The sequence below is a fragment of the Eubacterium sp. AF17-7 genome (genome assembly GCF_003461285.1).
Taxonomy (GTDB): domain Bacteria; phylum Bacillota; class Clostridia; order Lachnospirales; family Lachnospiraceae; genus Eubacterium_U; species Eubacterium_U album.
Window position 1 is genome coordinate 365038 of sequence record NZ_QTWU01000001.1, and the last position, 20860, is coordinate 385897.

The 20860-nt window shown below is 42.8% G+C and carries 28 protein-coding genes; 24 read left to right on the plus strand and 4 right to left on the minus strand.

Annotated elements, in window-relative coordinates; all coding sequences use genetic code 11:
* Positions 1-4 precede the first annotated feature (4 nt).
* Complete coding sequence (locus DWW96_RS01520) at positions 5-373, plus strand: metal-dependent transcriptional regulator (protein ID WP_008395306.1); 369 nt, start codon at positions 5-7, stop codon at positions 371-373.
* 106 nt (positions 374-479) lie between these two features.
* On the opposite strand, the gene DWW96_RS14185 is transcribed toward DWW96_RS01520, so the two are convergent.
* Entirely contained in the window at positions 480-641 is a 162-nt protein-coding gene (locus tag DWW96_RS14185) for a hypothetical protein (RefSeq protein WP_015529866.1), read from the minus strand.
* 218 nt (positions 642-859) lie between these two features.
* On the opposite strand from DWW96_RS14185, the gene DWW96_RS01530 reads away from it, so the two are divergent.
* Positions 860-1273: a sigma-70 family RNA polymerase sigma factor gene (locus DWW96_RS01530; protein WP_044930365.1), complete on the plus strand. Its 414-nt coding sequence runs from the start codon at positions 860-862 to the stop codon at positions 1271-1273.
* 453 nt (positions 1274-1726) lie between these two features.
* Here the strand turns inward: DWW96_RS01530 and DWW96_RS01540 are convergent, their stop codons facing one another.
* Positions 1727-2698: an AraC family transcriptional regulator gene (locus DWW96_RS01540; protein WP_008395299.1), complete on the minus strand. Its 972-nt coding sequence runs from the start codon at positions 2696-2698 to the stop codon at positions 1727-1729.
* A 180-nt stretch (positions 2699-2878) separates the two neighbouring features.
* On the opposite strand from DWW96_RS01540, the gene DWW96_RS01545 reads away from it, so the two are divergent.
* The 6 genes from DWW96_RS01545 to DWW96_RS01570 are packed head-to-tail and all read left to right on the plus strand — an operon-like array spanning position 2879 to position 9529.
* The gene (locus tag DWW96_RS01545) at positions 2879-3487 is read left to right on the plus strand and encodes an MptD family putative ECF transporter S component (RefSeq protein WP_008395298.1); all 609 of its coding nucleotides are present in this window, start codon (positions 2879-2881) and stop codon (positions 3485-3487) included.
* Positions 3484-4209: an energy-coupling factor transporter transmembrane component T gene (locus DWW96_RS01550; RefSeq protein WP_117485010.1), complete on the plus strand. Its 726-nt coding sequence runs from the start codon at positions 3484-3486 to the stop codon at positions 4207-4209. Before DWW96_RS01545 ends, DWW96_RS01550 begins: the two co-directional genes overlap by 4 nt.
* Positions 4206-5678, plus strand: a complete 1473-nt coding sequence (locus tag DWW96_RS01555) for an energy-coupling factor ABC transporter ATP-binding protein (protein WP_117908547.1) — start codon at positions 4206-4208, stop codon at positions 5676-5678. Before DWW96_RS01550 ends, DWW96_RS01555 begins: the two co-directional genes overlap by 4 nt.
* Positions 5679-5682: 4 nt before the next feature.
* The gene (locus DWW96_RS01560; protein ID WP_117485014.1) at positions 5683-7452 is read left to right on the plus strand and encodes an ABC transporter ATP-binding protein; all 1770 of its coding nucleotides are present in this window, start codon (positions 5683-5685) and stop codon (positions 7450-7452) included.
* A complete protein-coding gene (locus DWW96_RS01565) occupies positions 7439-9148 on the plus strand; it encodes an ABC transporter ATP-binding protein (RefSeq protein WP_117908549.1) in 1710 nt (569 codons plus the stop codon). The genes DWW96_RS01560 and DWW96_RS01565 overlap by 14 nt, the downstream gene beginning before the upstream one ends.
* 12 nt (positions 9149-9160) lie before the next feature.
* Positions 9161-9529 carry a metal-dependent transcriptional regulator gene (locus tag DWW96_RS01570; RefSeq protein ID WP_117908551.1) on the plus strand — a complete coding sequence of 123 codons (369 nt, stop codon included), beginning with the start codon at positions 9161-9163 and terminating at the stop codon, positions 9527-9529.
* A gap of 379 nt (positions 9530-9908) precedes the next feature.
* Here the strand turns inward: DWW96_RS01570 and DWW96_RS01575 are convergent, their stop codons facing one another.
* Together DWW96_RS01575 and DWW96_RS01580 are read right to left on the minus strand one after the other, a co-directional pair.
* Positions 9909-10109, minus strand: a complete 201-nt coding sequence (locus DWW96_RS01575) for a helix-turn-helix transcriptional regulator (protein WP_008395289.1) — start codon at positions 10107-10109, stop codon at positions 9909-9911.
* Positions 10110-10201: 92 nt separating this feature from the next.
* A complete protein-coding gene (locus DWW96_RS01580) occupies positions 10202-10936 on the minus strand; it encodes an XRE family transcriptional regulator (RefSeq protein ID WP_117908553.1) in 735 nt (244 codons plus the stop codon).
* Positions 10937-11171: 235 nt separating this feature from the next.
* Here DWW96_RS01580 and dinB point away from each other — a divergent pair, with 235 nt between their 5' ends.
* The 16 genes from dinB to DWW96_RS01660 all read left to right on the plus strand — a co-directional run bounded on the left by dinB (position 11172) and on the right by DWW96_RS01660 (position 20779).
* A complete protein-coding gene (dinB, locus tag DWW96_RS01585) occupies positions 11172-12422 on the plus strand; it encodes a DNA polymerase IV (protein ID WP_117908555.1) in 1251 nt (416 codons plus the stop codon).
* A 42-nt stretch (positions 12423-12464) separates the two neighbouring features.
* Positions 12465-12707: a LexA repressor gene (locus DWW96_RS01590; protein ID WP_117650381.1), complete on the plus strand. Its 243-nt coding sequence runs from the start codon at positions 12465-12467 to the stop codon at positions 12705-12707.
* Between the two features lie 5 nt (positions 12708-12712).
* Positions 12713-12967, plus strand: a complete 255-nt coding sequence (locus DWW96_RS01595; RefSeq protein ID WP_004611568.1) for a hypothetical protein — start codon at positions 12713-12715, stop codon at positions 12965-12967.
* Positions 12968-13143: 176 nt separating this feature from the next.
* Positions 13144-13347 carry a hypothetical protein gene (locus DWW96_RS01600; protein ID WP_022172035.1) on the plus strand — a complete coding sequence of 68 codons (204 nt, stop codon included), beginning with the start codon at positions 13144-13146 and terminating at the stop codon, positions 13345-13347.
* Positions 13348-13517: 170 nt separating this feature from the next.
* Entirely contained in the window at positions 13518-13865 is a 348-nt protein-coding gene (locus DWW96_RS01605; RefSeq protein WP_117582140.1) for a helix-turn-helix transcriptional regulator, read from the plus strand.
* Between the two features lie 150 nt (positions 13866-14015).
* The gene (locus tag DWW96_RS01610; protein ID WP_117908557.1) at positions 14016-14423 is read left to right on the plus strand and encodes a recombinase family protein; all 408 of its coding nucleotides are present in this window, start codon (positions 14016-14018) and stop codon (positions 14421-14423) included.
* Positions 14417-14638 (plus strand): terpene synthase, encoded by a 222-nt coding sequence (locus DWW96_RS01615; protein ID WP_117606319.1) that lies wholly within the window; start codon positions 14417-14419, stop codon positions 14636-14638. Before DWW96_RS01610 ends, DWW96_RS01615 begins: the two co-directional genes overlap by 7 nt.
* The gene (locus tag DWW96_RS01620; protein WP_117606320.1) at positions 14628-14948 is read left to right on the plus strand and encodes a helix-turn-helix transcriptional regulator; all 321 of its coding nucleotides are present in this window, start codon (positions 14628-14630) and stop codon (positions 14946-14948) included. The genes DWW96_RS01615 and DWW96_RS01620 overlap by 11 nt, the downstream gene beginning before the upstream one ends.
* Positions 14949-14958: 10 nt before the next feature.
* Positions 14959-15330 carry a recombinase family protein gene (locus DWW96_RS01625; RefSeq protein ID WP_117606321.1) on the plus strand — a complete coding sequence of 124 codons (372 nt, stop codon included), beginning with the start codon at positions 14959-14961 and terminating at the stop codon, positions 15328-15330.
* A 2-nt stretch (positions 15331-15332) separates the two neighbouring features.
* Positions 15333-15770 carry a type II toxin-antitoxin system PemK/MazF family toxin gene (locus DWW96_RS01630; RefSeq protein WP_008395276.1) on the plus strand — a complete coding sequence of 146 codons (438 nt, stop codon included), beginning with the start codon at positions 15333-15335 and terminating at the stop codon, positions 15768-15770.
* Positions 15754-15966, plus strand: coding sequence for a DUF6462 family protein (locus tag DWW96_RS01635; protein ID WP_004611639.1), 213 nt, complete (start codon positions 15754-15756; stop codon positions 15964-15966). Before DWW96_RS01630 ends, DWW96_RS01635 begins: the two co-directional genes overlap by 17 nt.
* A 134-nt stretch (positions 15967-16100) precedes the next feature.
* A complete protein-coding gene (locus DWW96_RS01640; protein WP_004853384.1) occupies positions 16101-16277 on the plus strand; it encodes a hypothetical protein in 177 nt (58 codons plus the stop codon).
* 32 nt (positions 16278-16309) lie between these two features.
* Complete coding sequence (locus tag DWW96_RS01645; protein ID WP_117908559.1) at positions 16310-17545, plus strand: site-specific integrase; 1236 nt, start codon at positions 16310-16312, stop codon at positions 17543-17545.
* Positions 17546-18113: 568 nt separating this feature from the next.
* Positions 18114-18896 carry an AAA family ATPase gene (locus DWW96_RS01650; protein ID WP_117908561.1) on the plus strand — a complete coding sequence of 261 codons (783 nt, stop codon included), beginning with the start codon at positions 18114-18116 and terminating at the stop codon, positions 18894-18896.
* Entirely contained in the window at positions 18889-19737 is an 849-nt protein-coding gene (locus DWW96_RS01655) for a ParB/RepB/Spo0J family partition protein (protein WP_117908563.1), read from the plus strand. The genes DWW96_RS01650 and DWW96_RS01655 overlap by 8 nt, the downstream gene beginning before the upstream one ends.
* Positions 19721-20779, plus strand: a complete 1059-nt coding sequence (locus DWW96_RS01660) for a DUF6017 domain-containing protein (RefSeq protein ID WP_117908565.1) — start codon at positions 19721-19723, stop codon at positions 20777-20779. The genes DWW96_RS01655 and DWW96_RS01660 overlap by 17 nt, the downstream gene beginning before the upstream one ends.
* Positions 20780-20860: the final 81 nt, after the last annotated feature.

Here is a 20860-nt window from a genome sequence, read left to right on the forward strand (position 1 = left end):
ACCGATGAAGATTCATGCGTCCGGGGAGGATTATCTGGAGGCTGTGCTGATTCTTCAAAAGAAGCAGGGCATGGTCCGCTCCATTGATCTTGCTCGGCACATGGGCTTTTCAAAGCCGAGTATCAGTCATGCGGTGGGCGTTCTGCGGGATGGCGGCTTTCTGACAATGGACGAGGATGGATTTCTCCACCTGACCGATATAGGCCGGGAGGTGGCAGAGAAAATCTATGAACGCCATCAATTCTTTACGGAGCAGCTTGTGGCTGCTGGCGTAGACAGAGAAACGGCGGAGCAGGACGCTTGCCGGATAGAACATGTAATCAGTGATACATCCTTTCAGAAGTTAAAGGAAAAAATGCGGGGAACCGATTAGCGCACACCGGCTCCGCTCTGCATAATAAGTTATCTGCCCCGTCCGGGGAAAGAAAAAAACCGTTGACTGGGGCAGATAATTTCGTGCGCTATTTTAAGGTTTGAACTCAATCGGCGGTTTTGAAGGACAATTTCAGAGCCGCCGTTTCTTTGCGTTTACACAAACTAATGACGACTTGCAGGGACACGGTAGCCGCTTGGAGGTTAATTTGCCGTGTCTCTTTTGCTTTTTCAAAGCTCCCATGATCTACATCAATTAAAAAAAGCATTGCCCCTCCTCCGGGCAAGTATAGCATTGCATCGGCATTATCGTTCCATGTGATTCAGCATAATAATGACTGTTCTTGTTGCGCCAGTTTCCCATTGTGTGGAGCTGGCGCTTTTTGCTGTCGATTTTTCGGGAAAGTTCCCGAAGTACGTCGCTGCCGTTCCCCACCTCCATTCGATTCACCCGTCAATCACCCGTGAATCGAAATGGAGGTACATAATGAAGAAAATTAACCTTCGGGAGCTTTATCCTGATGTTTATACAACAGACTTTTTTGTAGATGTGACAGAGGAAGTAATGGAGACTATTCGAGCAGCTGAACGTGCGGAGGCTGCGTATGAGCGAAAGATGTATCGTTATAAAGCACAGTATTCTCTGGATTGCGAGAATGGCATTGAAAATGCGGTGCTGTTGAAGCCGCAGACACCGGAGATGCTTCTGGAGGAAAAACAGTTTCAGGAGCAGGTCTATGCCGCTGTGATGAAGCTGCCGGAGAAACAGGCAAAGCGAATTTATGCCCGATACTATCTGGGAATGACGGTAAATGAAATTGCCGAAGTAGAAGGTGTAGATTCAAGCCGTGTTCGAGACAGTATCCGCCGTGGCTTAAAGCAGCTCGGAAAATATTTTTGATAAAGTTTCATTTGATGCGCCTGTTTTTTGCTTTTTTTGTCAGTGTTAATAAGAAGGACAAGTTTTCCTCCTTCATCAAGTACATTGACAATCGAATAGGGAGGCTAGCAGTTTTATCCGCTCATCTATGAGCCGTTTTTTATTCTCTGTGACATAAAAATTCATCTGGATATTCCGTTTCCGGTTCGCCATGCGCTGCCTCCATTCTTCATAAGAGTTTGAGATTATCTCAACAAACATTTTTCATTTTCGGTCAAGAGATCTGAAAATACGAAAAATCGCAAGCGGGTACTCGCTTGCTGTGCTTGTTATCAAGCCTTACCTTCTATTTTTCTCTCTACTAATACTACAATTTGGAAAGGGGAAAATGGCTATATCCGTAAAGAAAAGCAGAAAAATGCCACGACTGAAACTCCGTTGTAGAGTGTTCTGTCGTGGCATTACATTGTGAATTTATTTTTGCTGAGCCATTTTCCGATATTCAATCGGCAGGAGGCCTGTACTCTTGCGAAATAATTCCGCAAACCGGCTAGAAGTAGAGTAACCGATCATTTCCGCAATCTGTCCCATTGTGAAATCCGTATCGATCAGCAAATGCTCTGCCTGGCTCATGCGGCGCTGTTGAATGTACTCTGTGATCGTGCAGCCTTGCAGCTGCTTAAAAGATGTTTTCAGCTTAGTGGTTCCCATACAGGCGATTTTTGCAAGACGTTCTAATGGAATATCAAAAGCATAGTGGTCATTGAGATAAGCAATCACATTTTTCAGTTGCGCCACATCCTGCTCGGACAAACGTTTCTCTTTACGGGACAGAATTTTTTTCTGTTCTTCCACGACAAGAGATACGGCCTCGGCTACTTTCGCTTCATAGAATAATCCTGCGGCAATCCCATCCCCACGGTAGACCTTTACTTCATGGAGCAATTTAGCCATAGCTGGGAAATCTGTTGTCTGATCGATCTGCCGGAAAGCTGCAAGCGGGCTGATATAATCCCCTGGATATTGCTTTTGGAGATAATCCTCATAGTATGCCGGCATGACTTCGATACCGATGGAACGGATGGGGATTTTTTTGTGGATCAGCGCCTTGTATGGCTTATAACCGCCGATAAAGGCTTTAATACATCCGGCAGACATCCGCCGATAGGGATTTAATTCCTCCCCGGAGATAGATTCATACTGGGTAATGCTTAAGGCTTCTGGCAGGTTAAATTCCATGAAGAAATCTTCGTGAAAATAGAAATCGTGGATTTTAATGTCGTACAGGTCTTTTTTCGCATAGACCCAGTAAAGGCCTTCCCCAAATTCAGGCGATAACCGCCAGCATTGTCCGGCAGAATTGAAGCGGTTATTGCTATCTACCGGGATAAAATGGTTATCTGTTAAAAGCGGTTCATAGTAATCCGCAATAATGCTATTGTTCAAATGACGGCCTCCTTTGAAACGATTGGACGGAGCTTTGCAATGAAAGGACGAAGATGCCCGGAACGTATTGCAGACCGCCCGGAAAGTTAGTATCATATAGACCGTGGTTAGCAGCAACTAATCATAATATAACAGATTTCAGGCGGTAGGTCAACCGTTCTTGAAGCAGGAGGAAAAAATATGAGTAATCAAGTAAATGCAAAGGCAGGATTGTCCGTCAAGGACTTAGTAACAACAGGGATTTTCACCGCACTTTTGTTCGTATTCATCATGGTGGGTGGCGTCTTTTTTGCTACCAACCCGATGCTGACCTTTTTCATGCCCGCCGGGAGTGCTCTGCTTGCCGGGCCGGTTTATCTGCTGATGATCGCAAAAGTACATAAGCGCTGGAGTATCACGATCATGGGCGTTATCATGGCCATCATCTGGTTTGTCACCGGTATGCACTGGGCGTTTGCGCTGGGCTATCTCATTATGGCCGTCGTAGCGGATTTTGTCGCCGGTACAAAGCAGTACAAGAGCAAGAAAATCAACAGCCTGTCCTATATCCTTTTCTCCCTGGGCGGAACAGGATCGTACCTTGTTTTCTTCGCTGATCCTCAGGGCTGGGCACAGACCATGTTGGGAAATGGAACCGAGCAAAGCTATATCGACACCATGCAGGCGACCGCAAACGCGGGAATCTTTATCGCCATGTTTGCCGCTCTCCTTGTAACAGCTTCTATCAGTGCATTTGTGGGCTGCAAAATGCTGAAGAAGCAGTTTGAAAAAGCAGGTATTACAGCATGATGGGTAACACCGTCCAGAAAGGGCTTTGGCTTGACCCGCGGGCCAAGCTCTTTCTTATTTTAATGTGCGTACTGTGTTCCATGTTCGCACCTTCCCTTTCGTATCAGTTTGCACTTGTCCTGCTGATTGCTGTATTGGGAGTGCTTTGCGGAAAGTGGAAATATTCCATAAAAGGGGTCTGCTTTTATGCCGTGGTCTGTGTACTGACGGTCTGGATCATGGCGGCCATGACGGGGACGCTACGGACCATGTTTGTTGCGTTCCTTGGACTGTACCATAAAGTTTATGCTTGTGGGATGCTGGCAGGGATTGTCCTGTCCACAACGAAAGTCAGCGAGTTTTTATCTGCCATGAACCGCATCCATGCCCCGAAAAAATTTGTGATCACATTTGCGGTCATGCTGCGCTATATTCCAACTATCCAGGAGGACTGGCATTTTGTTAAGGACGCCATGCGGATGCGGGATGTATCGCCCTCCCTGGGCGGATTCCTTTCCCATCCGGGGATGACGGTAGAGTGTATTTATGTGCCGCTGATGATGATGGCCTCCAAAGCAGCGGACGAGCTTTCCATTGCCTCTGTTACTCGCGGGATTGAGAATCCCAATCCCCGGACCTGCCTTGTCCAGATAAAATGCGGGATTGCAGATTGGATGGCGATGTTGATTGCTGTTGCTTTCTTTATTTTTGAATTATGTATGCGGGGAGGTGTGACCGGGTGATTGAATTTGAAAATGTATCATTTTCTTATGAAGGACAGGAGCATGGCGGTCTGCATGGAATCAGCCTTAAAATTGCAGACGGGGAATGTGTCTTGTTCTGTGGCCGTAGCGGGTGTGGAAAAACAACGGTCACAAGGCTGGTAAACGGCCTGATTCCACAATTTTACCAGGGAGAACTTCGAGGGCGTGTGCTGGTGGACGGACAGGAAATCAGCAACCTGCCCATGTATCAGATCGCCGCAAAGGTGGGCTCCGTCTTTCAGAATCCCCGGACGCAGTTTTTCAATGTGGATACGGACAGTGAGATTGCGTTTGGAATTGAAAATGAAGCCAGGCCGGTAAAGGAACTGGAGGAACGGGTAGAACAGACAACAAAAGATTTGCATATTGAAAAGCTACGGAACCGCAATATTTTTGAATTGTCTGGTGGGGAGAAACAGAAAATCGCGTTTGCGTCTGTCTATGCCATGAACCCGGAAATCTATCTGCTGGACGAACCATCCTCGAATCTGGACATGGCTTCCATCCAGGAATTGAAAGAACATCTGCGGCTGATAAAAAGCCAGGGGAAAACCATTTTGATTGCGGAGCACAGACTCTATTATCTGATGGAGCTGGCAGATCGCATTGTTTATCTGGAAGATGGAGAAATAGCAAGGATTTTCACGCCGGAGGAATTTCTCCGGCTGCCCGAAACCGAACGGGAACACATGGGGCTGCGGGCGGTTGATCTGGCAAGGGTGCTCCCTCCGGCCAGTCATCCGCCTATTTCCTCTCCCACATTAGCACTCCATGATGTTACTCTGCGCTATAAAAAACGGACGATTCTACACCAGATTGCTCTTTCTGCGGCAAAGGGGGAAGTCATTGGGGTGGTCGGTCATAATGGAGCCGGAAAGACCACGTTTTCCCGCGCCCTGTGTGGGCTTCATAAAGACTGTGAAGGCGCGTTCCTTTGGGACGACCAGCCGATGGAACACAAGGCGAGGTTGAAACGCTCTTATATGGTTATGCAGGATGTGAACTATGAATTGTTTGCGGAGAGTGTGGGGGCAGAATGTTCCTTCGGAATCCGAAACCCGGATCAAGATTTAGTAGAGGAAACCATGAAGGAATTGGGGCTTACAGCCTACCGGGAACGCCATCCCAACACGCTTTCCGGTGGACAGAAGCAACGTGTGGCTGTGGCAGTCAGCATGATCTGTGGAAAAGATTTGCTGGTGTTCGATGAACCCACCAGCGGACTGGACTTTGACAGCATGGCGCAGGTGGCAGGTCTGATAAAACGGTTATCCGAACAGGGGAAAATCATTTTTATTGTCACTCACGATTTTGAATTTGTCTGCCGTACCTGCTCACGTGTCCTGCATTTTGATGAAGGGGAAATGCCGGATGACATCCCTGTTGTGATGGATTCCCTTCAAAAGCTCCGGGAACTGTTCTCTGTTTCAGAGAGAAAGGAGATGTGAAGTGATGAAACAGAAAAAAGAAAACAGGATTGCACTGCTGCTTCAATGGGCCGGTGAGCAAAAAATCTGGCTGCTGCTGGCAATCCTGCTGGCCATGGCAAGCGGCCTGTGTATCATTGTCCCGTATATCGGGATTTATCGCCTGATGGATGCCGCTTTCCAGCATATCTGCACAAAAGAGCTTGTCGTACAGACGGTAATGATGATCTCCGTTTCTGTGGCCCTGCGCTTTGTTTTATTCGGGTGTTCCGGTGTGGCGGCCCATAAAGGTGCTTACGGTGCTTTGTTCAAGGTGCGCTGCATGGTGGCGGAACATCTGGCAAAAGTCCCCCTTGGTACATTGAATGAGCGGCGGACCGGGGATATTAAAACGGTTCTGAATGAAGATATTGAAAAGCTGGAGTTGTTTTTAGCCCATAACCTTCCAGACCTTGTGTGCTATATGGTAGGGCCGGTAGCAATTTTCATTTATTTGATGACAGTAAATATCCCATTGGCACTGGTTTCCCTGGTGCCGTTGATTTTGGCCGTTGTGGTAATGGGGGTTATGTTTCGGAATACGGACGGTTTGATGGACCGGGCGAACCGATCCATTACAACGCTCAATTCCGTTATGATCGAGTATATCAGCGGCATGAAACTGATTAAAGCGTACAACATGGGGAGCAAATCGTTCCAGAAATTTTCCGGTGCAATCCAGGAAGAGAATGCCATGTGGAATGAAACCTCCCGGAGAATGGGGCCTCCTTATGCAACCTTTGTGGTTCTGATTGAATGTGGGATGCTGCTGATGGTTCCCCTGGGCGGGATGTTCTTTCTGAAAGGCTCCCTGGCGGCCAGTGCATTTTTGCTGTTCGTCTATGTCGGCTCCATGTATCTGACGGAGATCCGGCCTTTACAGGAATTGGGGACAAACTTTGCGAATGTCCTGGGCGCCATTACCAAAACGAAAGAAATATTGGACGTTCCTGTTTATGAAGGTGGAATGGACTTCCCGGAAAACCATGATATTGAGCTTAAGAATGTACGTTTTTCCTACGATGGGAAAACGGATGTCCTGCAAGGCGTCAACCTCAAGATCAGGGATGGGGAACGCATGGCACTTGTGGGACAGTCCGGCGCGGGCAAGAGTACCGTGATTGAACTGATCTCCCGGTTTTATGATGTGCAGGAGGGGGAGGTGCTGATCGGCGGGATCAACGTGAATGAACTGAACTACGATACCATCCTGAAGAATATTGCCATTGTATTTCAAAAGACATTCCTTACCCGTGACAGTGTACTGGAAAATATCCGCATGGGTTCAGACGCCAGCCTGGAGGAAGTACGGGCTGCCGCCAGGGAGGCGCAGATTGATGACTTCATCATGTCGCTGCCGGATGGTTATGACACAAAGGTAGGCAGCTTCGGCTCCCGTTTCTCCGGTGGAGAAAAACAGCGGATTGCTATTGCAAGGGCGATCTTGAAAAATGCTCCCATCCTGATTCTGGACGAAGCGACAAGCGCCTCTGACCCGGAAAATCAGATGGAAATTGATAAGGCCATTCAGAACCTCTGCAAAGGCAGGACGGTCATTGTGGTAGCGCACAGGCTGAGCGCCTTGAAAATGTGCGACCGTGTGGCGGTGGTAGAGAATCATACGATCACCAGCGTCGGTACCCATGAGGAAGTGCGGAAAGAGAACGCTTATTATCGGAAAGCATGGGAGGACTACGAAACAGCGAGGGGAATTACTTATCAACTGGAAGGAGGCGGGCAGAATGAATCCAAATAACGTATGGAAGAAGAACCGGGAGTTTTATATTGGCGTTGCCGGGACTGTCCTGGAGGGACTGTTCTCTGGTAGCCTGTTTATGCTGCTTTATTCCGTCATGCGGTTTTTATGGGACGGTCAGTTTGATATGAACCGTGTACTGGTCCTGACAGGTGTTATTGCATTTATCTTTCTGCTCCGTATTTTGATATACAGCTATGGCTATACCAAAGCACAGATCGGCGGCGCAAAAGTCAGTAAAAATATCCGCTTGTTTATGGGCGACCATCTCAAGCGTATCCCGCTTTCCCGGTTTACACAAGGGCAGACAGGCGATTATATCAACACCATTACCAGTGATGTAAATAACTATGAAAAAATTCTGACCCATAAGATCGGGGACATTGCAAAGAGCTTTGCCCTGTCGCTGATGTTGATTGTTTTTGTGATGACGATCTACTTTCCAGCCGGGCTGATCCTCCTGATTGCCGACCTGCTTTTGATCCCCGGATTGTGGCTTTCTTTCCGGCAGGTAGCGAAGTATGGCAAAGAGAAGAACGATATTTGTGCAGAGAATGTCAGCAGCATTGTGGAGTATGTATCCGGTATCCAGACTTTCCGGGCCTATGGCGTTGGCGGTCTGAAAAACAAAACCGTGATCCATGCCATGCAGGAGTTTAGCAGGATCAGCTTTGTGTATGAAGCCAAGGTTCTCCCGATAGGTGCGGGATTTGGTATTTTGAGCTGGCTGTCCTGCCCGGTTGTGATCTGGACGGCCTATGGCCCCTGGGCAGCCGGAACTTTAGATACCGTGTCCTATCTTTTGATTTGTATGCTGCCTTTGTTCTGTGCGAAGCTGGCAAATTCCATTTTTGTAGACCTCACCAGCTATAAGAATCTGATGATCTCGAAAAATAAAATCATGGCTGTGATGAAGGAACCGGAAGAAACCGGCAGCATGGAGCCGCTACAGGCAGCCTCCCATGAGATTGTATTTGACCATGTGAACTTTTCTTATGTTCCTGGGGAACCGGTGTTAAAACAGGCTTCCTTTACTGTGCCGGATCAGAAGCTGACCGCCATTGTGGGGGATTCCGGCTCCGGCAAGTCTACCATCCTGAACCTGATTGCAAAATACTATGAAGTATCTGGCGGCACGATTTCCATAGGAGGCAGACCGATCAATCATATAGCTGCGGAACGGGTATTAGACCAGATTTCTATGGTGGACCAGGATGTGTTCCTGTTTGATGATACAGTGCGGGAGAATATCCGCCATGCCCGTCCGGATGCTACGGACGCAGAAATTGAAGTGGCCTGCCGAGAGGCAAACTGTGACGGCTTTATCCGCAAGATGGAGAGGGGTTATGATACGCCGATTGGGGAAAATGGAAATCTCCTGTCCGGCGGCGAACGCCAGCGCCTTTCCATAGCACGTGCCATTTTGAAAAACAGCCCGATCCTGCTGCTTGACGAGGCGACGGCCTCCCTAGACATTGAGAATGAATTGGCGGTAAAGCAGGCGATTGCGAACCTACTGAAAGAGAAAAAAACCGTGGTGATGATCGCACATACCCTATCCATCGTAAAAAATGCCGATCAGATTCTGGTGGTTTCCGATGGTCGGATCACCGAAGCTGGTACACACGAAGAATTGTTAGCAAAGGATGGAAAGTACGCTGCCATGTGGAACGCAGAACAGCAGCTTTCCGCCTAAAAGGAGGCTACGATGAAGATTCATGCGTCCGGGGAGGATTATCTGGAGGCTGTGCTGATACTCCAAAAGAAGCAAGGCATGGTCCGCTCCATTGACCTTGCCCGGTACATGGGCTTTAGCAAACCGAGTATCAGCCATGCGGTAGGCGTTTTGAAAAATGGAGGTTTTCTGACCGTGGATGATGATGGGTTCCTTCATCTGACCGTCATAGGTCGGGAGATTGCCGAGAAAATCTATGAACGCCATTTGTTTTTTATGGAGCAGTTTATCGCTGCTGGCGTCGATCAGGAAACAGCGGAACAAGACGCCTGCCGGATTGAACACGCCATCAGTGATACATCTTTCCGAAAGCTGAAGGAGAAAGTACAAGGAACCGATTAGCGCACATCGGCTCCGCTCTGCTCTGCATAATAAGTTATCTGCCCCGTCCGGGGAAAGAAAAAAACCGTTGACTGGGGCAGATAATTTCGTGCGCTCATTTTAGAAATGTGATGCTCTATCGGCGGTTTTGAAAGATCAGGGCGCCGTTTCTTTTGCCCTCAAAGGGAATGACGTGCTGACGCTGGCGGATACGGCGGCTTACTGGAGGGAGCCGCTATGATACAACCTGACCGCAGACAAATTCTGACGATGTTTGCACTATCGTTAAAAAAGTCAGACCGCCCAACAGGAACAGTCTGACGACGATTGCGAAAATCGTCGCTTTTTAAAATTTATGTTGAAAGTAGATAGTAATAGAGCTGGGTATCATGTGCCCAGCTCAATCTTCTACATGGAAGACATCTTCCACCATCATATTAAAGTATTTTGAAATCCGCAGCATAAACTCTGCGGATGGGGTGCTTTCCCCACGTTCTATTCGACCGATGGTTTTGGTACAGTATCCGGTAGCTTCAGCAAGTTCATCCTGGTAGATGCCACGCTGCTCACGGATTTCTTTGATATTGTTGACAACCGCCATAAAAATTCCTTCTTTCAGATTCTGATTTCTTAGTGTTAATTATGCAAGAACATGTGTCCAATAAAAAGGACTTGCATTAATTGGCACTGGTCTTATTTGTAACTCTTAGCAATATCAGCAGGATTACATTTTCCGAGAACCTTACCAAATATATCTAAACGATCATCTTCTCCGACGGGGATAGGTGCATACTTTTCATTAAGCGAGATAAGGAAGATTCCGTCTTTATCGTTTTGCAATTTCTTGATGTAGGCTTCTCCGTTTAGAGCGAAGATGCCGATTTCTCCATTAGCAACAGATTCCTGTTGTAATACCCATGCAATCTGACCATCAGAAAACTCAGGCTCCATACTGTCGCCACTGATACGGACACCGAAAGTAGTATCTTCCGGCAGGATAGATTCATCTATGCGTACAGTCTCTTTCGGTCCATCTACAAGGAAGTTACCGGTTCCGGCTGATACAGCATTTTCAAAAATATCAATGCTACGGAATGGAATTATCTTAGCAGTCTGCTTTTCATACATTCCGGATGCGTGGAGCAGATTGATATAATCCATAGCTTTTTCCCTGCCTTCATCAGTTAGTGATGAGAAAGGATCGGCAGGATTTACTCCAAAATATGCCTCATACATGTTAGTAATACCAAGGATTCTACACACTTTGTAAAATATGGTAACGCTTGGTTCAGCAAGATTTCTCTCCCAGTTGGATATGGCTTTATAGGAAATGGTAATGCCTTCCTTTGCCAGTTCATCAGCGAGATCCTGCTGGAGCAAGCCTTTCTTTTTTCTATATGTTGAAATGATTTCTCCGATTGAGTACATACATATGCCTCTTTTCTTTCATTTTGTTGATTTCAAATGTCTCTTTTCACTCCATAGTATATAGCAATAGTGCCAATTATTCAAGTTAAAAATCCAATATAATGAGAAAAAGGACACATGTGTCTGTTGACAGTCGATTATTCTTGGGGTTATACTATGCCCTGTAAGAAACATTACTCATATACTTGGACTAAAGGTTATGGTAGTGACAGATTAAATGCAGGAGGTGATGAAGATGGGAGACAGGGTAATACTTCATTCAGATATCAACTGTTGTTATGCCTCGATTGAGCATCTGCATCATCCGGAGCTTGCAGGAAAGCCACTGGCAGTAGGCGGTGACCCGGAGGCAAGACATGGGATTGTCTTAACAGCCGACTATATTGCTAAGAAGTACGGTGTGAAAACAGGAATGGCACTCTGGCAGGCAAAGCAGGTCTGCCCTGACATAACATTTGTTTCACCAAGAATGGACTTATATCTTCGGTTCTCAAGAATGGCACATGAGATATATGCAGAATATACGGACAGACAGGAGCCATATGGAATTGATGAGTGCTGGCTTGATGTGACAGGGAGCAGTTCCCTTAAAGGAGATGGATTGCTCATTGCACAGGAAATCAGCAGGAGAATGAAGTCAGAGCTTGGCATCACAGTAAGTGTTGGTGTTTCTTTCAATAAGATATTTGCAAAGCTTGGTTCTGATTATAAGAAGCCTGATGCAATTACAACTATGTATAAGAGTGAGTTTAAGCAGAAGGCATGGTCACTTCCGGTGGCAGATCTTCTATACGTTGGCAAAAGTACGAACAGAAAGCTTGCATTATTTGGTATCAAAACTATAGGTGATCTTGCAAGAGCAGATGAAGATGTGCTTAACAGTCACCTTGGAAAGATGGGCAGTATCTTATGGTCGTTTGCTAATGGCTATGATGATTCACCTGTCAAGCTGGAGAATACCCACGCTCCAATCAAATCGGTGGGAAACAGCACAACGACACCAAAGGATTTAGTATGCGATGAGGATGTAAAGATTGTTCTTTATATTCTGGCTGAGAGTGTTGCAGCAAGACTACGTGAGAATGGATTCAGGTGCAGAGTGGTTGAGATAAGTGTCAGGGATAATGAGTTATTCTCTTTTACCCGTCAGAAAAAGATTGACCATGTAACTAATATCACCGGAGAGATAGCTGCATATGCTTATCAGATATTTAAGGAAAACTATAACTGGAGCAAACCAATCCGCAGTGTTGGTGTCCGAGGTGCAGACTTAGTAACAGATAATTATTGGGAACAGATTGATTTGTTCTCAAGTGTGGAGAAGCGTGAAAAGCAGATGAAGATGGATTCAGCGGTGGATGAGATACGCAGAAGATTTGGATTTTACAGTATCCAGAGGGGACTCATGTACCGGGACAGGATTCTGTCGGCAGTCAATGCAAAAGAAGAACACACAGTACATCCACATGGATACTTTTCAGGTTAGCAACGAGAAGTACCAATAGAGTAAAGAAGAGGGAGGCGGAACATGAGCGAAGCAGCAAGAATTGATCTGGTAGACAGAGCACCATTGACGGAGAAGCAGCAGAATGTGTATGAGAGCATTATGCAATATCAGCGTGTGAATGGTTATGCTCCTACTATCAGGGAGATATGCAAGATGGTAGGGGTGGCATCGACTTCAAGTGTTTATGCACATCTGAAAATATTAGAAGAAAAAGGCTATATGGCAAGGAAGATGGATGCTTCCAGAGCAATAGCAATCTTGTAAGGAAGGTGATTACATTGAGCAATAAGGTATATGTTGATGTACTTGCAGAGTTTTCAAAGGACGGACTGCTCATTCCCAAAGAGATAACGTGGGAAGATGGCAGAAAGTATGAGATTACACGAGTAAAAGACAAGCGCAGAGCTGCCAGTACAAGGGCTGGCGGCGTTGGAGAGCGTTATACCTGTGTGGTAGATGGAAAGGAAATATTCCTTTTCTATGAAGATAACAATATGTGGTTTATGGAAAGAGCCGGAGCCTGATGTGATTGTGTGCTGACAGCACAATTCATATCAGTTGGCTTTAGATCAGCAAAGCCGGGGAATGTGCAGACATTCATCGGAACTCCCGGCAAAAGGCTTGCAAAGGTGATTTCCCTTTCCTTTACGAGTACAGAATTGTAGATTGATGATTTTGTATGAATAAGGAGCGAACTGAATTGAACAAAGGAAATGTTATAGAAATTAGATGTAAAAAATGCAACAAGTTAATGATGGAATACTTTGTATGCGGTGATGATTCCGCTGTAGCACTTCAGAATATTGGAATTAAGTGTGACAGATGTAAGCGAGTGATGATACTCAAGAAGTATTCCGAGGGAATGATGAAGGAACATTCTGAGAATGGGACTTTCAGAATATAATGATTGACAATTAAATTACAGCCCACCTGATAAGGGCACATCGAAAGATGGAAGCACCAGAGACGCAGGGGAAACGAACAGTATTTATGATACTGGTTTCCTCGTGCGTCTTTTTTAGTGCTGTAAAGGTAATCCGACTTGTTCGTTTCCAAGGGCGGCAAGGAGGATTTATGAGCAGTAAAGCACAGACAAGAGAAAAGGATTATGAGAGAGGATTACGAATTGCTGACAGTAGAAAGGCGATAGGATTATCACAGGATGAGTTAGCTCATAGAGTAGGTATAGGCAGACAAGCAATATCTGCGATTGAAAATGGTGGAGATTTTAAGACACAGACATTAGATAATCTGGCAATCGTACTTGGTGTATCTGTTGATTTCATAATGTATGGAAAGAATGAAGAAAATTCAGAACTATTATCTGAGGCAATGGATGTTCTTTCAGATATGGATGAATTGCAGATAAGACAGTGCCTTGCAATGATGAAAGCGATGAAAAGCGTGTCAGTTGGAAAGTGATTGTCGTGTTTACACGACATAATTGTCGCCTGTACACGGTCGGCAATAAAGCGGTAAGAGACTAGAATGAACATGTGCTTGAGATACAGCACACCACGAGAGTGGAGGCGCCAAAACTCTCCAATACGAAATCGTAAAGGAGATAACAAAATGAATAAAAGAGATTTTAACGTAGTAGGAAACGAAGGTACAGATAATCAGGAGCTTGCAAAGGGTATTGCATTTGTAAAGTCACGCAGAGCAGAACTTAATGTAGTCCAGATGGTCGAGAATATGTGTGATCAGGCAATGCCTAATGGAGTAATAATCAATGATGCGTATTGTGATCGTTCAATGACAAGGGACTATGACAGAGAAGGTCTGAATGCTTTCTTTGCAACACTTAAAGAGGAAGACTTTGAGGTTGTAGTAGTCAGAAGCCTGAATGAGATCACAGATGACATTTATGATCTGGAAGAATTTGTTAAGACCATCACAGATATGGGCATATGGCTCTATTCTCTTGAAGTCGGTCCGGTGCCAATTATTGTATCTCATGCAGAGGATTTTGGATGCTAACGGAGTCCTTTGGTAGAGCGACAACAGAAAATCATTCCGGTCGGGACAAACAAGTCCCGGCTGTGAAGGATTGCAGATTTACACAGACTGCATTCGGAACAGTAGTACATGATTCAAGTGGGAAGTGGCTTGGTCAGTACGAGACAGAAGATGTGGCGGTAGAGATGATTAGAGAAATGGCACAGGACATTGGAGGGTACGACGATGAAATATGAAGGATATAAAATTGGTCCGGTGATTCGTGATATCCGTAAGGACAAAGGACTTCTCATTGAAGAGGTTGCTGCTAAAACTGGAATAAGTGTTTCGACACTTGGACAGGTGGAGCAAGGAGGAAGAAACCTGAGCATGAAAAATTTGTATATGCTTATGGAAGTTTATGAAACAGACGCAAATAGCTTACTTGCAATAGAATGTACACCGGATTCATTAGATTCGAGACTAAAGCGGTTACCTGCAGATAAGCAGGATTATTTGAAAAAGACATTTGATTTTATGATAGAGCAGGCTTTGAAGTCAGCATAGGAGGCAGAGAATGAGAAGAAAGATTAAAAAGATGGATTGCATAGAATATCTTTCAGTGCAGGCTCCATTGGAAAAAGTAAATATGCTTGAAGATAAGCAGAGCAAATATATACATGAATTTGTAAAGAGAAAAGAATATTCAATCGTAGGAAAGATGAGACGCAATGGCTTTTCGCAGAGAGATGTTGATCGCCAGTGGAATCAGATTGTGAATATGATCCGCAAAAAGCAAATCAGAGGAGTAGTTGTTGCGAATATGGCAGCTATATCCAGCAGTGTTGCCGATGCTTATTTTAAGGTAGGACTGGTTATTGAAGCAGGCGGCATTGTGGTGACTGTAGATGAGGGCAGATTGGATATGCACATCAAGAAGGGAGCATAGATATGAGCAGACGAACAGAAAAAAGAAAGTATGGTAAATATAATAAATTTGATGTCGTGTATGCGGATTTTGGGAAAAACCCACATGGCATTCAGGGCGGAATCAGACCAGGAATAATTATTTCATGTGATGCAAGCAATCATGATGGTGCACCGCAGGTGTCAGTAGTCCCTTTGAGCAGTAAGTTAAAGGATATTCCGGTACATGTGATTTTAAATCCGAAGGATGTGAGTGGATTTGGATTAAGTAAGATCTCTGATTTTATGCCTGAAGATGCACAGACAATTTCAAAAGGCTGCATTAGAGCAAAAAGTGGAACTGTCATTGAGGATTCAGGCGTGAGAGAAGAAATAGACAGAGCATTGATACGACAGTTTGATCTGTTACCTGTAGCCCGCAAAATGGTAATGGAGGAGTTAGCAAATGGACAGCAGAACTAAAAAGACTAATAATAAAAGATTTGTCAGATATTCGGAAGGGGCAGAGATGTATTCAATGAGCGTGTCAAAATTTATGCAGTTAGCGAAGGATGCAAAGGCATGTTATAAAGTGAATCAGCTGGTGTTGGTTAATCTGGATATTATTGACGAATATCTTGAAACTTTCCACATTGTAGATGACGAGTTTTATAAGTAATTATGAGAAATGACGCATTAGTATAGAAGAAATACAAACAAGTATGGAGAAAAATGAGCCAAAAGAGAAAAAATGTATTGACTTTCGGTCAGACCAAAAGTATAATATGATTAAGATATGAAGGAGGCATACAGATGGCTAGAACTGGAAGACCAAAAGCAGAGAAACCTTTTGATCATAAGGTGACTGTTAAATTCAAAGAAGAGGAATACCAGATAATGGTTGAGTATGCTGAGACTCATAATCTATCCATTTCGCAATTGATTAGAATGGGTGTTGAATTACAAATGAAGCAGCAGGCTAATCAGTAGAACAGGCTCTTTTCTCCGGAAAGGAGAGAATAATGGCTTGTAGAAAAGATGGTAAAGGCAGAGTATTAAGAAAGGGTGAGGGTTACAGAAAAGGCGACGGAAGATACTCATATGTATATATTGATCCATTAGGCAAGAAAAGAACCATTTATGCAAAGTCTTTGGTAAAACTTCGAGAAAGAGAAGAACAGTTACAAAAAGACCAGTTGGATGGACTTGATATCTATGTCGCAGGAAAGGCTGATATAAACTTTTTGTTTGACAGGTACATATCAACTAAAACAGAATTGCGCAGCACTACTTACAGTAATTATTTGTATACATGGAATCATTTTATTCGTGATACATTTGGCAAGAAGAAAGTAAGAGATGTGAAATACTCAGACGTGTTGTTCTTTTATACAGACTTGATTAATAATCAGAGATTACAGATTAATACGCTTGAGACAATTAACACAGTATTAAGACCTACATTTCAGCTTGCTGTCAGAGATGATATCATAAGGAAGAATCCGGTAGACGGAGCATACTGTGAAGTAAAAAAGCGTAATGGTGGTGTCAGAAAAACAAGGCGAGCGTTGACTGTGGATCAGCAGAGAAAATTCATGGAGTATGTAGCAAAGAATCCGTTCTTTTATCACTGGTATCCATTTTTTGTATTTTTGTTAGGAACTGGATGCAGAATAGGAGAAGCAATCGGAATACGCTGGGATGATATTGATTTGGAGAATCGAATCATTGATATCAATCATAGCTTAACCTATTACCAGAGAGCGGATGATTCATATAAATGTGAGTTTAGAGTATCTTTGCCAAAGACGGAAGCTGGTAATCGTAGAATACCTATGATGCAGCAGGTATATGATGTGCTTCAGGAAGAATATGAGAGACAGAAGCAGGAAGGCTTTTGTGTTGAGAATGTGGATGGGATGACCAATTTTGTATTTACAAACCGATTTGGGATGCCACATAACCCAGCAGCAGTAAACCGGGCAATCAAGAGAATTGTGGATACACATAATTCAGAAGAAGAGGTAACTGCTAAAAAGGAGAAGAGAGAACCTGTTATGATTCCAAGATTCTCCTGCCATATCTTTAGACATACGTTTGCATCAAGATTTTGCGAGAATGAAACCAACATCAAAGTAATTCAAGAGGTAATGGGACATGCTGATGTATCAACTACCATGAACATATATGCAGAAGCAAACCCAGATGTTACCAAATCAGTAATTGAGAAATTATCAAAAAATATGGATATTTTTTAGAAAAGAGTCCTATGATTGAACTCTTTGAAGATTGAAAAATATACCTATTCATACTGAGATAAATATGCTATACTCATCTAGTATTGTAGTGTTTGACACGGCAGTATATGTCTTAAAATAAAAAGACGTATTTTAAGGCGAATGACATCTTTTGGACGCACAAAAGTCAAAAAAACGTCCAAGAGTGACCAAGTATATAGAATCCGGGAAAGCCTATTTTCCAAGGGTTTGCAAGGATATACAAGAGTTAGCTTAGCAATCAAAAAAATTCCCGACAATGAAGCAGTTGGATAAATAATTTATTTTTAAAAACTGTAGAATCCCTTTATTTATGGGCATTGTAGCAAGTTATTAGTAATTACAAATTCACTAATTAAAGCAAAAGGACGTATAAAAGGACGTAGAAATTTTACGCGATAATATGTCATAGTACGTTAACTTAATAATTAAATAAAAAATTTGGACACTTTCTAAAAAGAAATTTTTAGAAGGTGTCTTTTTTTATTTACATTTTCAACATTTGTGATTTTGTAGGAGATATAAAAAATATATAAGGAGGAAGAAAGAAATGTGTAAGGTAATTGCAATAGCAAACCAGAAGGGTGGAGTAGGAAAAACTACTACAACAGTTAATTTAGGTATTGGATTAGCAAGAAAGGGAAAGAGAGTTCTGTTAATAGATGCAGACCCACAGGGAAGTATGACAGTAAGTCTTGGAATTGATGAACCAGACAAGATTGAGTATTCATTAGCAAATGTGTTAATGGATGTTGTAAATGAGGAAGAAATCGATTATGCAAAAATAATTTTAAAACATGAAGAAAACATTGATTTTATCCCGGCAAACATAGAGTTGGCAGGATTAGAGGTTTCCATGGTTAATGTAATGAGCAGAGAATTAGTAATGAAAAGATTTATTTCTAATATAAAAGAAAACTATGACTATATTCTTATTGACTGTATGCCAAGCCTTGGAATGATAACCATTAATGCGCTTGTATGTGCCAATTCAGTGTTAATTCCTGTTCAGGCATCGTATTTACCAGTAAAAGGATTACAGCAGTTAATAAAGACGATAAGCAGAGTAAGAAGACAGATAAATCCCGAGCTAAAAATAGAAGGTATGGTTATGACAATGGTTGATATGCGTTCTAACTATACAAAGGACATATTAGAGGCATTAGAGAGCACCTATGGAGAAACAATTGGAATATTTGACAGCAGAATACCAATGTCAGTTAGAGCTGCAGAAACAAGTGCTGAGGGAAAGAGTATATATATTCATGATCCAAAGGGAAAAGTGGCAAGAAGTTATGAAGAATTAACAGAGGAGGTGCTTGTACATGAGTAAAGTAAGAGAAAAGATAAAATTAACAAGTTATGATGAATTATTGAAAGTGGAAACAACAGATGGATTAAAAGAAATAGACATAGCTAAATTAAATGATTTTAGTAATCATCCATTTAAGGTGTCGGATGATGAAAAAATGGAAGAATTAACAGAGTCAATAAGGGAAAGAGGCGTACTTCTTCCCATATTGGTTAGGAAAACAAATGGCGAAGAATACGAGATAATATCGGGGCATAGAAGAACACATGCAGCAAGGCTTGCAGGACTTGAAAAGGTGCCGGTTATTATAAGAGAATTAAGTGATGACGATGCAACAATTGTAATGGTTGATTCGAATATTCAAAGAGAAGAAATACTTCCAAGTGAAAAAGCCTATGCATTTCAAATGAAACTTGAAGCGATTCACCATAAAGGAATAAAAGGAGCAGAGAGCAGGGAAGTTGTAGGAGAGGCAAATGGCTTGTCAGGAAGACAGGTATCACGATACATAAAGCTTACTAATCTGTTACCGGAGTTGCTTGAAATGGTAGATGAAAAAAAGATTGCCATAAAGCTTGCTGTTGAAATCGCAGAGCTGTCTGAAAAAGAACAGCAGGAAATATTGGATTATTATAATCTAGGGTACAAGGTTAGCATAGAACAGATTAAATCAATTAAAAATAAGGAAAAGACAACAGAGGTAATAGAGCAGACAGAAGAAAAAAGCAGGGAAAGTACAAAGGTTACAATTTCAGGAAGTAAGCTTAATAAATATTTTCCTGAAAATTATACAAAGGCAGAAATGGAGAACATAATTTACCAGTTATTGGAGAAATGGAAGAGTGATGGTTATGACATTTGATTATTATTATGGAGCTCAGGCAGAGCAGTTTAATTTCATAAGAATTCCCAAAGCAATGATTGTGGACCCAATGTTTGCGGATTTGTCAGTCAATGCAAAACTTCTTTACGGAGTTTTGCTTGACCGAATGAACCTGTCAATGAAGAACAGATGGTTCGATTCAGAAAACAGAGTGTACATAATTTATCAAATTGCAGAAATAATGGAGGACTTTAACTTTAGTAAAAAGACAGCTGTAAGATATTTAAATGAACTTGAAAATTTTGGATTGGTTGAAAAGAAAAGAAGAGGTTTGGGACTTCCAAGCCTCTTATATGTAAAGAATTTTGTTGTGTTTCAGGATCATTCGGAGCCTGATGACACAGATTTTGATGATGTAGCAGAAGATGACAATTTGAATGAAAATATGGAAACTTCAAGAGGTATACAGAGAGAAACTTCCAGAGGTGTAAGAACTTACACTTCAAGAAGTGGAGATATGGAAACTTCTAAAGGTGTACAGAAGGAAACTTTAAGAGGTGCAAAAAGTGAACTTCAAGAAGTAACCAAAAGGGGTCCGCTTATTAGTAAGACTAATAGTAATAATATTAATATAAATAATACTAAAGAGAGTAATAATATCTTATCTAATCCCATAGTGAAAAATGCAGTTGATAGGATGGGAAGAGAAGAAGAATCACTTTTTGAAAAATATACAAAAATGGTAAAGGATAACATAGACTATGATGTTTTGATTAGCAGACATTATCTTGAAAAGTCAATGATAGATGGAATGGTTAATCTTATTGTTGAAACCATTATCAGTGAAAATGATTATATTATTATTTCAAGTACAAAATTTCCAAAAGAGGCTGTAAAGTCCAGATTCTCAAAATTGGACATCAGTCATATTGAGTATGTGTTAGAGTGTATGAATCATAACACAACAAACATAAAGAACATTAAGAAATACCTGTTGGCAGCACTTTATAACGCACCAACAACAATTGATAGTTACTATAAGGCAAGAGTGCAACATGACATGCCGGAACTTGCAAATTAGAAAGTGGGACACCGGGTCCCGATGTTTAAAATACAGAGTATGGTTGAAAGTGTCGAAATTCAACCACATTAGAATTTGAAA

Bases quoted from the DNA above. Each gene is read 5' to 3' on its own strand.
- DWW96_RS01590 (WP_117650381.1), top strand. From the start codon at position 12,465: ATGAGCGAAGCAGCAAGAATTGATCTGGTAGACAGAGCACCATTGACG.
- DWW96_RS01575 (WP_008395289.1), bottom strand. From the start codon at position 10,109: ATGGCGGTTGTCAACAATATCAAAGAAATCCGTGAGCAGCGTGGCATC.
- DWW96_RS01570 (WP_117908551.1), top strand. From the start codon at position 9,161: ATGAAGATTCATGCGTCCGGGGAGGATTATCTGGAGGCTGTGCTGATA.
- DWW96_RS01560 (WP_117485014.1), top strand. From the start codon at position 5,683: ATGAAACAGAAAAAAGAAAACAGGATTGCACTGCTGCTTCAATGGGCC.
- DWW96_RS01615 (WP_117606319.1), top strand. From the start codon at position 14,417: ATGCTAACGGAGTCCTTTGGTAGAGCGACAACAGAAAATCATTCCGGT.
- DWW96_RS01620 (WP_117606320.1), top strand. From the start codon at position 14,628: ATGAAATATGAAGGATATAAAATTGGTCCGGTGATTCGTGATATCCGT.
- DWW96_RS01645 (WP_117908559.1), top strand. From the start codon at position 16,310: ATGGCTTGTAGAAAAGATGGTAAAGGCAGAGTATTAAGAAAGGGTGAG.
- DWW96_RS01580 (WP_117908553.1), bottom strand. From the start codon at position 10,936: ATGTACTCAATCGGAGAAATCATTTCAACATATAGAAAAAAGAAAGGC.
- DWW96_RS01625 (WP_117606321.1), top strand. From the start codon at position 14,959: ATGAGAAGAAAGATTAAAAAGATGGATTGCATAGAATATCTTTCAGTG.
- dinB (WP_117908555.1), top strand. From the start codon at position 11,172: ATGGGAGACAGGGTAATACTTCATTCAGATATCAACTGTTGTTATGCC.
- DWW96_RS01655 (WP_117908563.1), top strand. From the start codon at position 18,889: ATGAGTAAAGTAAGAGAAAAGATAAAATTAACAAGTTATGATGAATTA.
- DWW96_RS01650 (WP_117908561.1), top strand. From the start codon at position 18,114: ATGTGTAAGGTAATTGCAATAGCAAACCAGAAGGGTGGAGTAGGAAAA.
- DWW96_RS01605 (WP_117582140.1), top strand. From the start codon at position 13,518: ATGAGCAGTAAAGCACAGACAAGAGAAAAGGATTATGAGAGAGGATTA.
- DWW96_RS01630 (WP_008395276.1), top strand. From the start codon at position 15,333: ATGAGCAGACGAACAGAAAAAAGAAAGTATGGTAAATATAATAAATTT.
- DWW96_RS01640 (WP_004853384.1), top strand. From the start codon at position 16,101: ATGGCTAGAACTGGAAGACCAAAAGCAGAGAAACCTTTTGATCATAAG.
- DWW96_RS01550 (WP_117485010.1), top strand. From the start codon at position 3,484: ATGATGGGTAACACCGTCCAGAAAGGGCTTTGGCTTGACCCGCGGGCC.
- DWW96_RS14185 (WP_015529866.1), bottom strand. From the start codon at position 641: ATGCTTTTTTTAATTGATGTAGATCATGGGAGCTTTGAAAAAGCAAAA.
- DWW96_RS01610 (WP_117908557.1), top strand. From the start codon at position 14,016: ATGAATAAAAGAGATTTTAACGTAGTAGGAAACGAAGGTACAGATAAT.
- DWW96_RS01635 (WP_004611639.1), top strand. From the start codon at position 15,754: ATGGACAGCAGAACTAAAAAGACTAATAATAAAAGATTTGTCAGATAT.
- DWW96_RS01530 (WP_044930365.1), top strand. From the start codon at position 860: ATGAAGAAAATTAACCTTCGGGAGCTTTATCCTGATGTTTATACAACA.
- DWW96_RS01545 (WP_008395298.1), top strand. From the start codon at position 2,879: ATGAGTAATCAAGTAAATGCAAAGGCAGGATTGTCCGTCAAGGACTTA.
- DWW96_RS01660 (WP_117908565.1), top strand. From the start codon at position 19,721: ATGGTTATGACATTTGATTATTATTATGGAGCTCAGGCAGAGCAGTTT.
- DWW96_RS01520 (WP_008395306.1), top strand. From the start codon at position 5: ATGAAGATTCATGCGTCCGGGGAGGATTATCTGGAGGCTGTGCTGATT.
- DWW96_RS01565 (WP_117908549.1), top strand. From the start codon at position 7,439: ATGAATCCAAATAACGTATGGAAGAAGAACCGGGAGTTTTATATTGGC.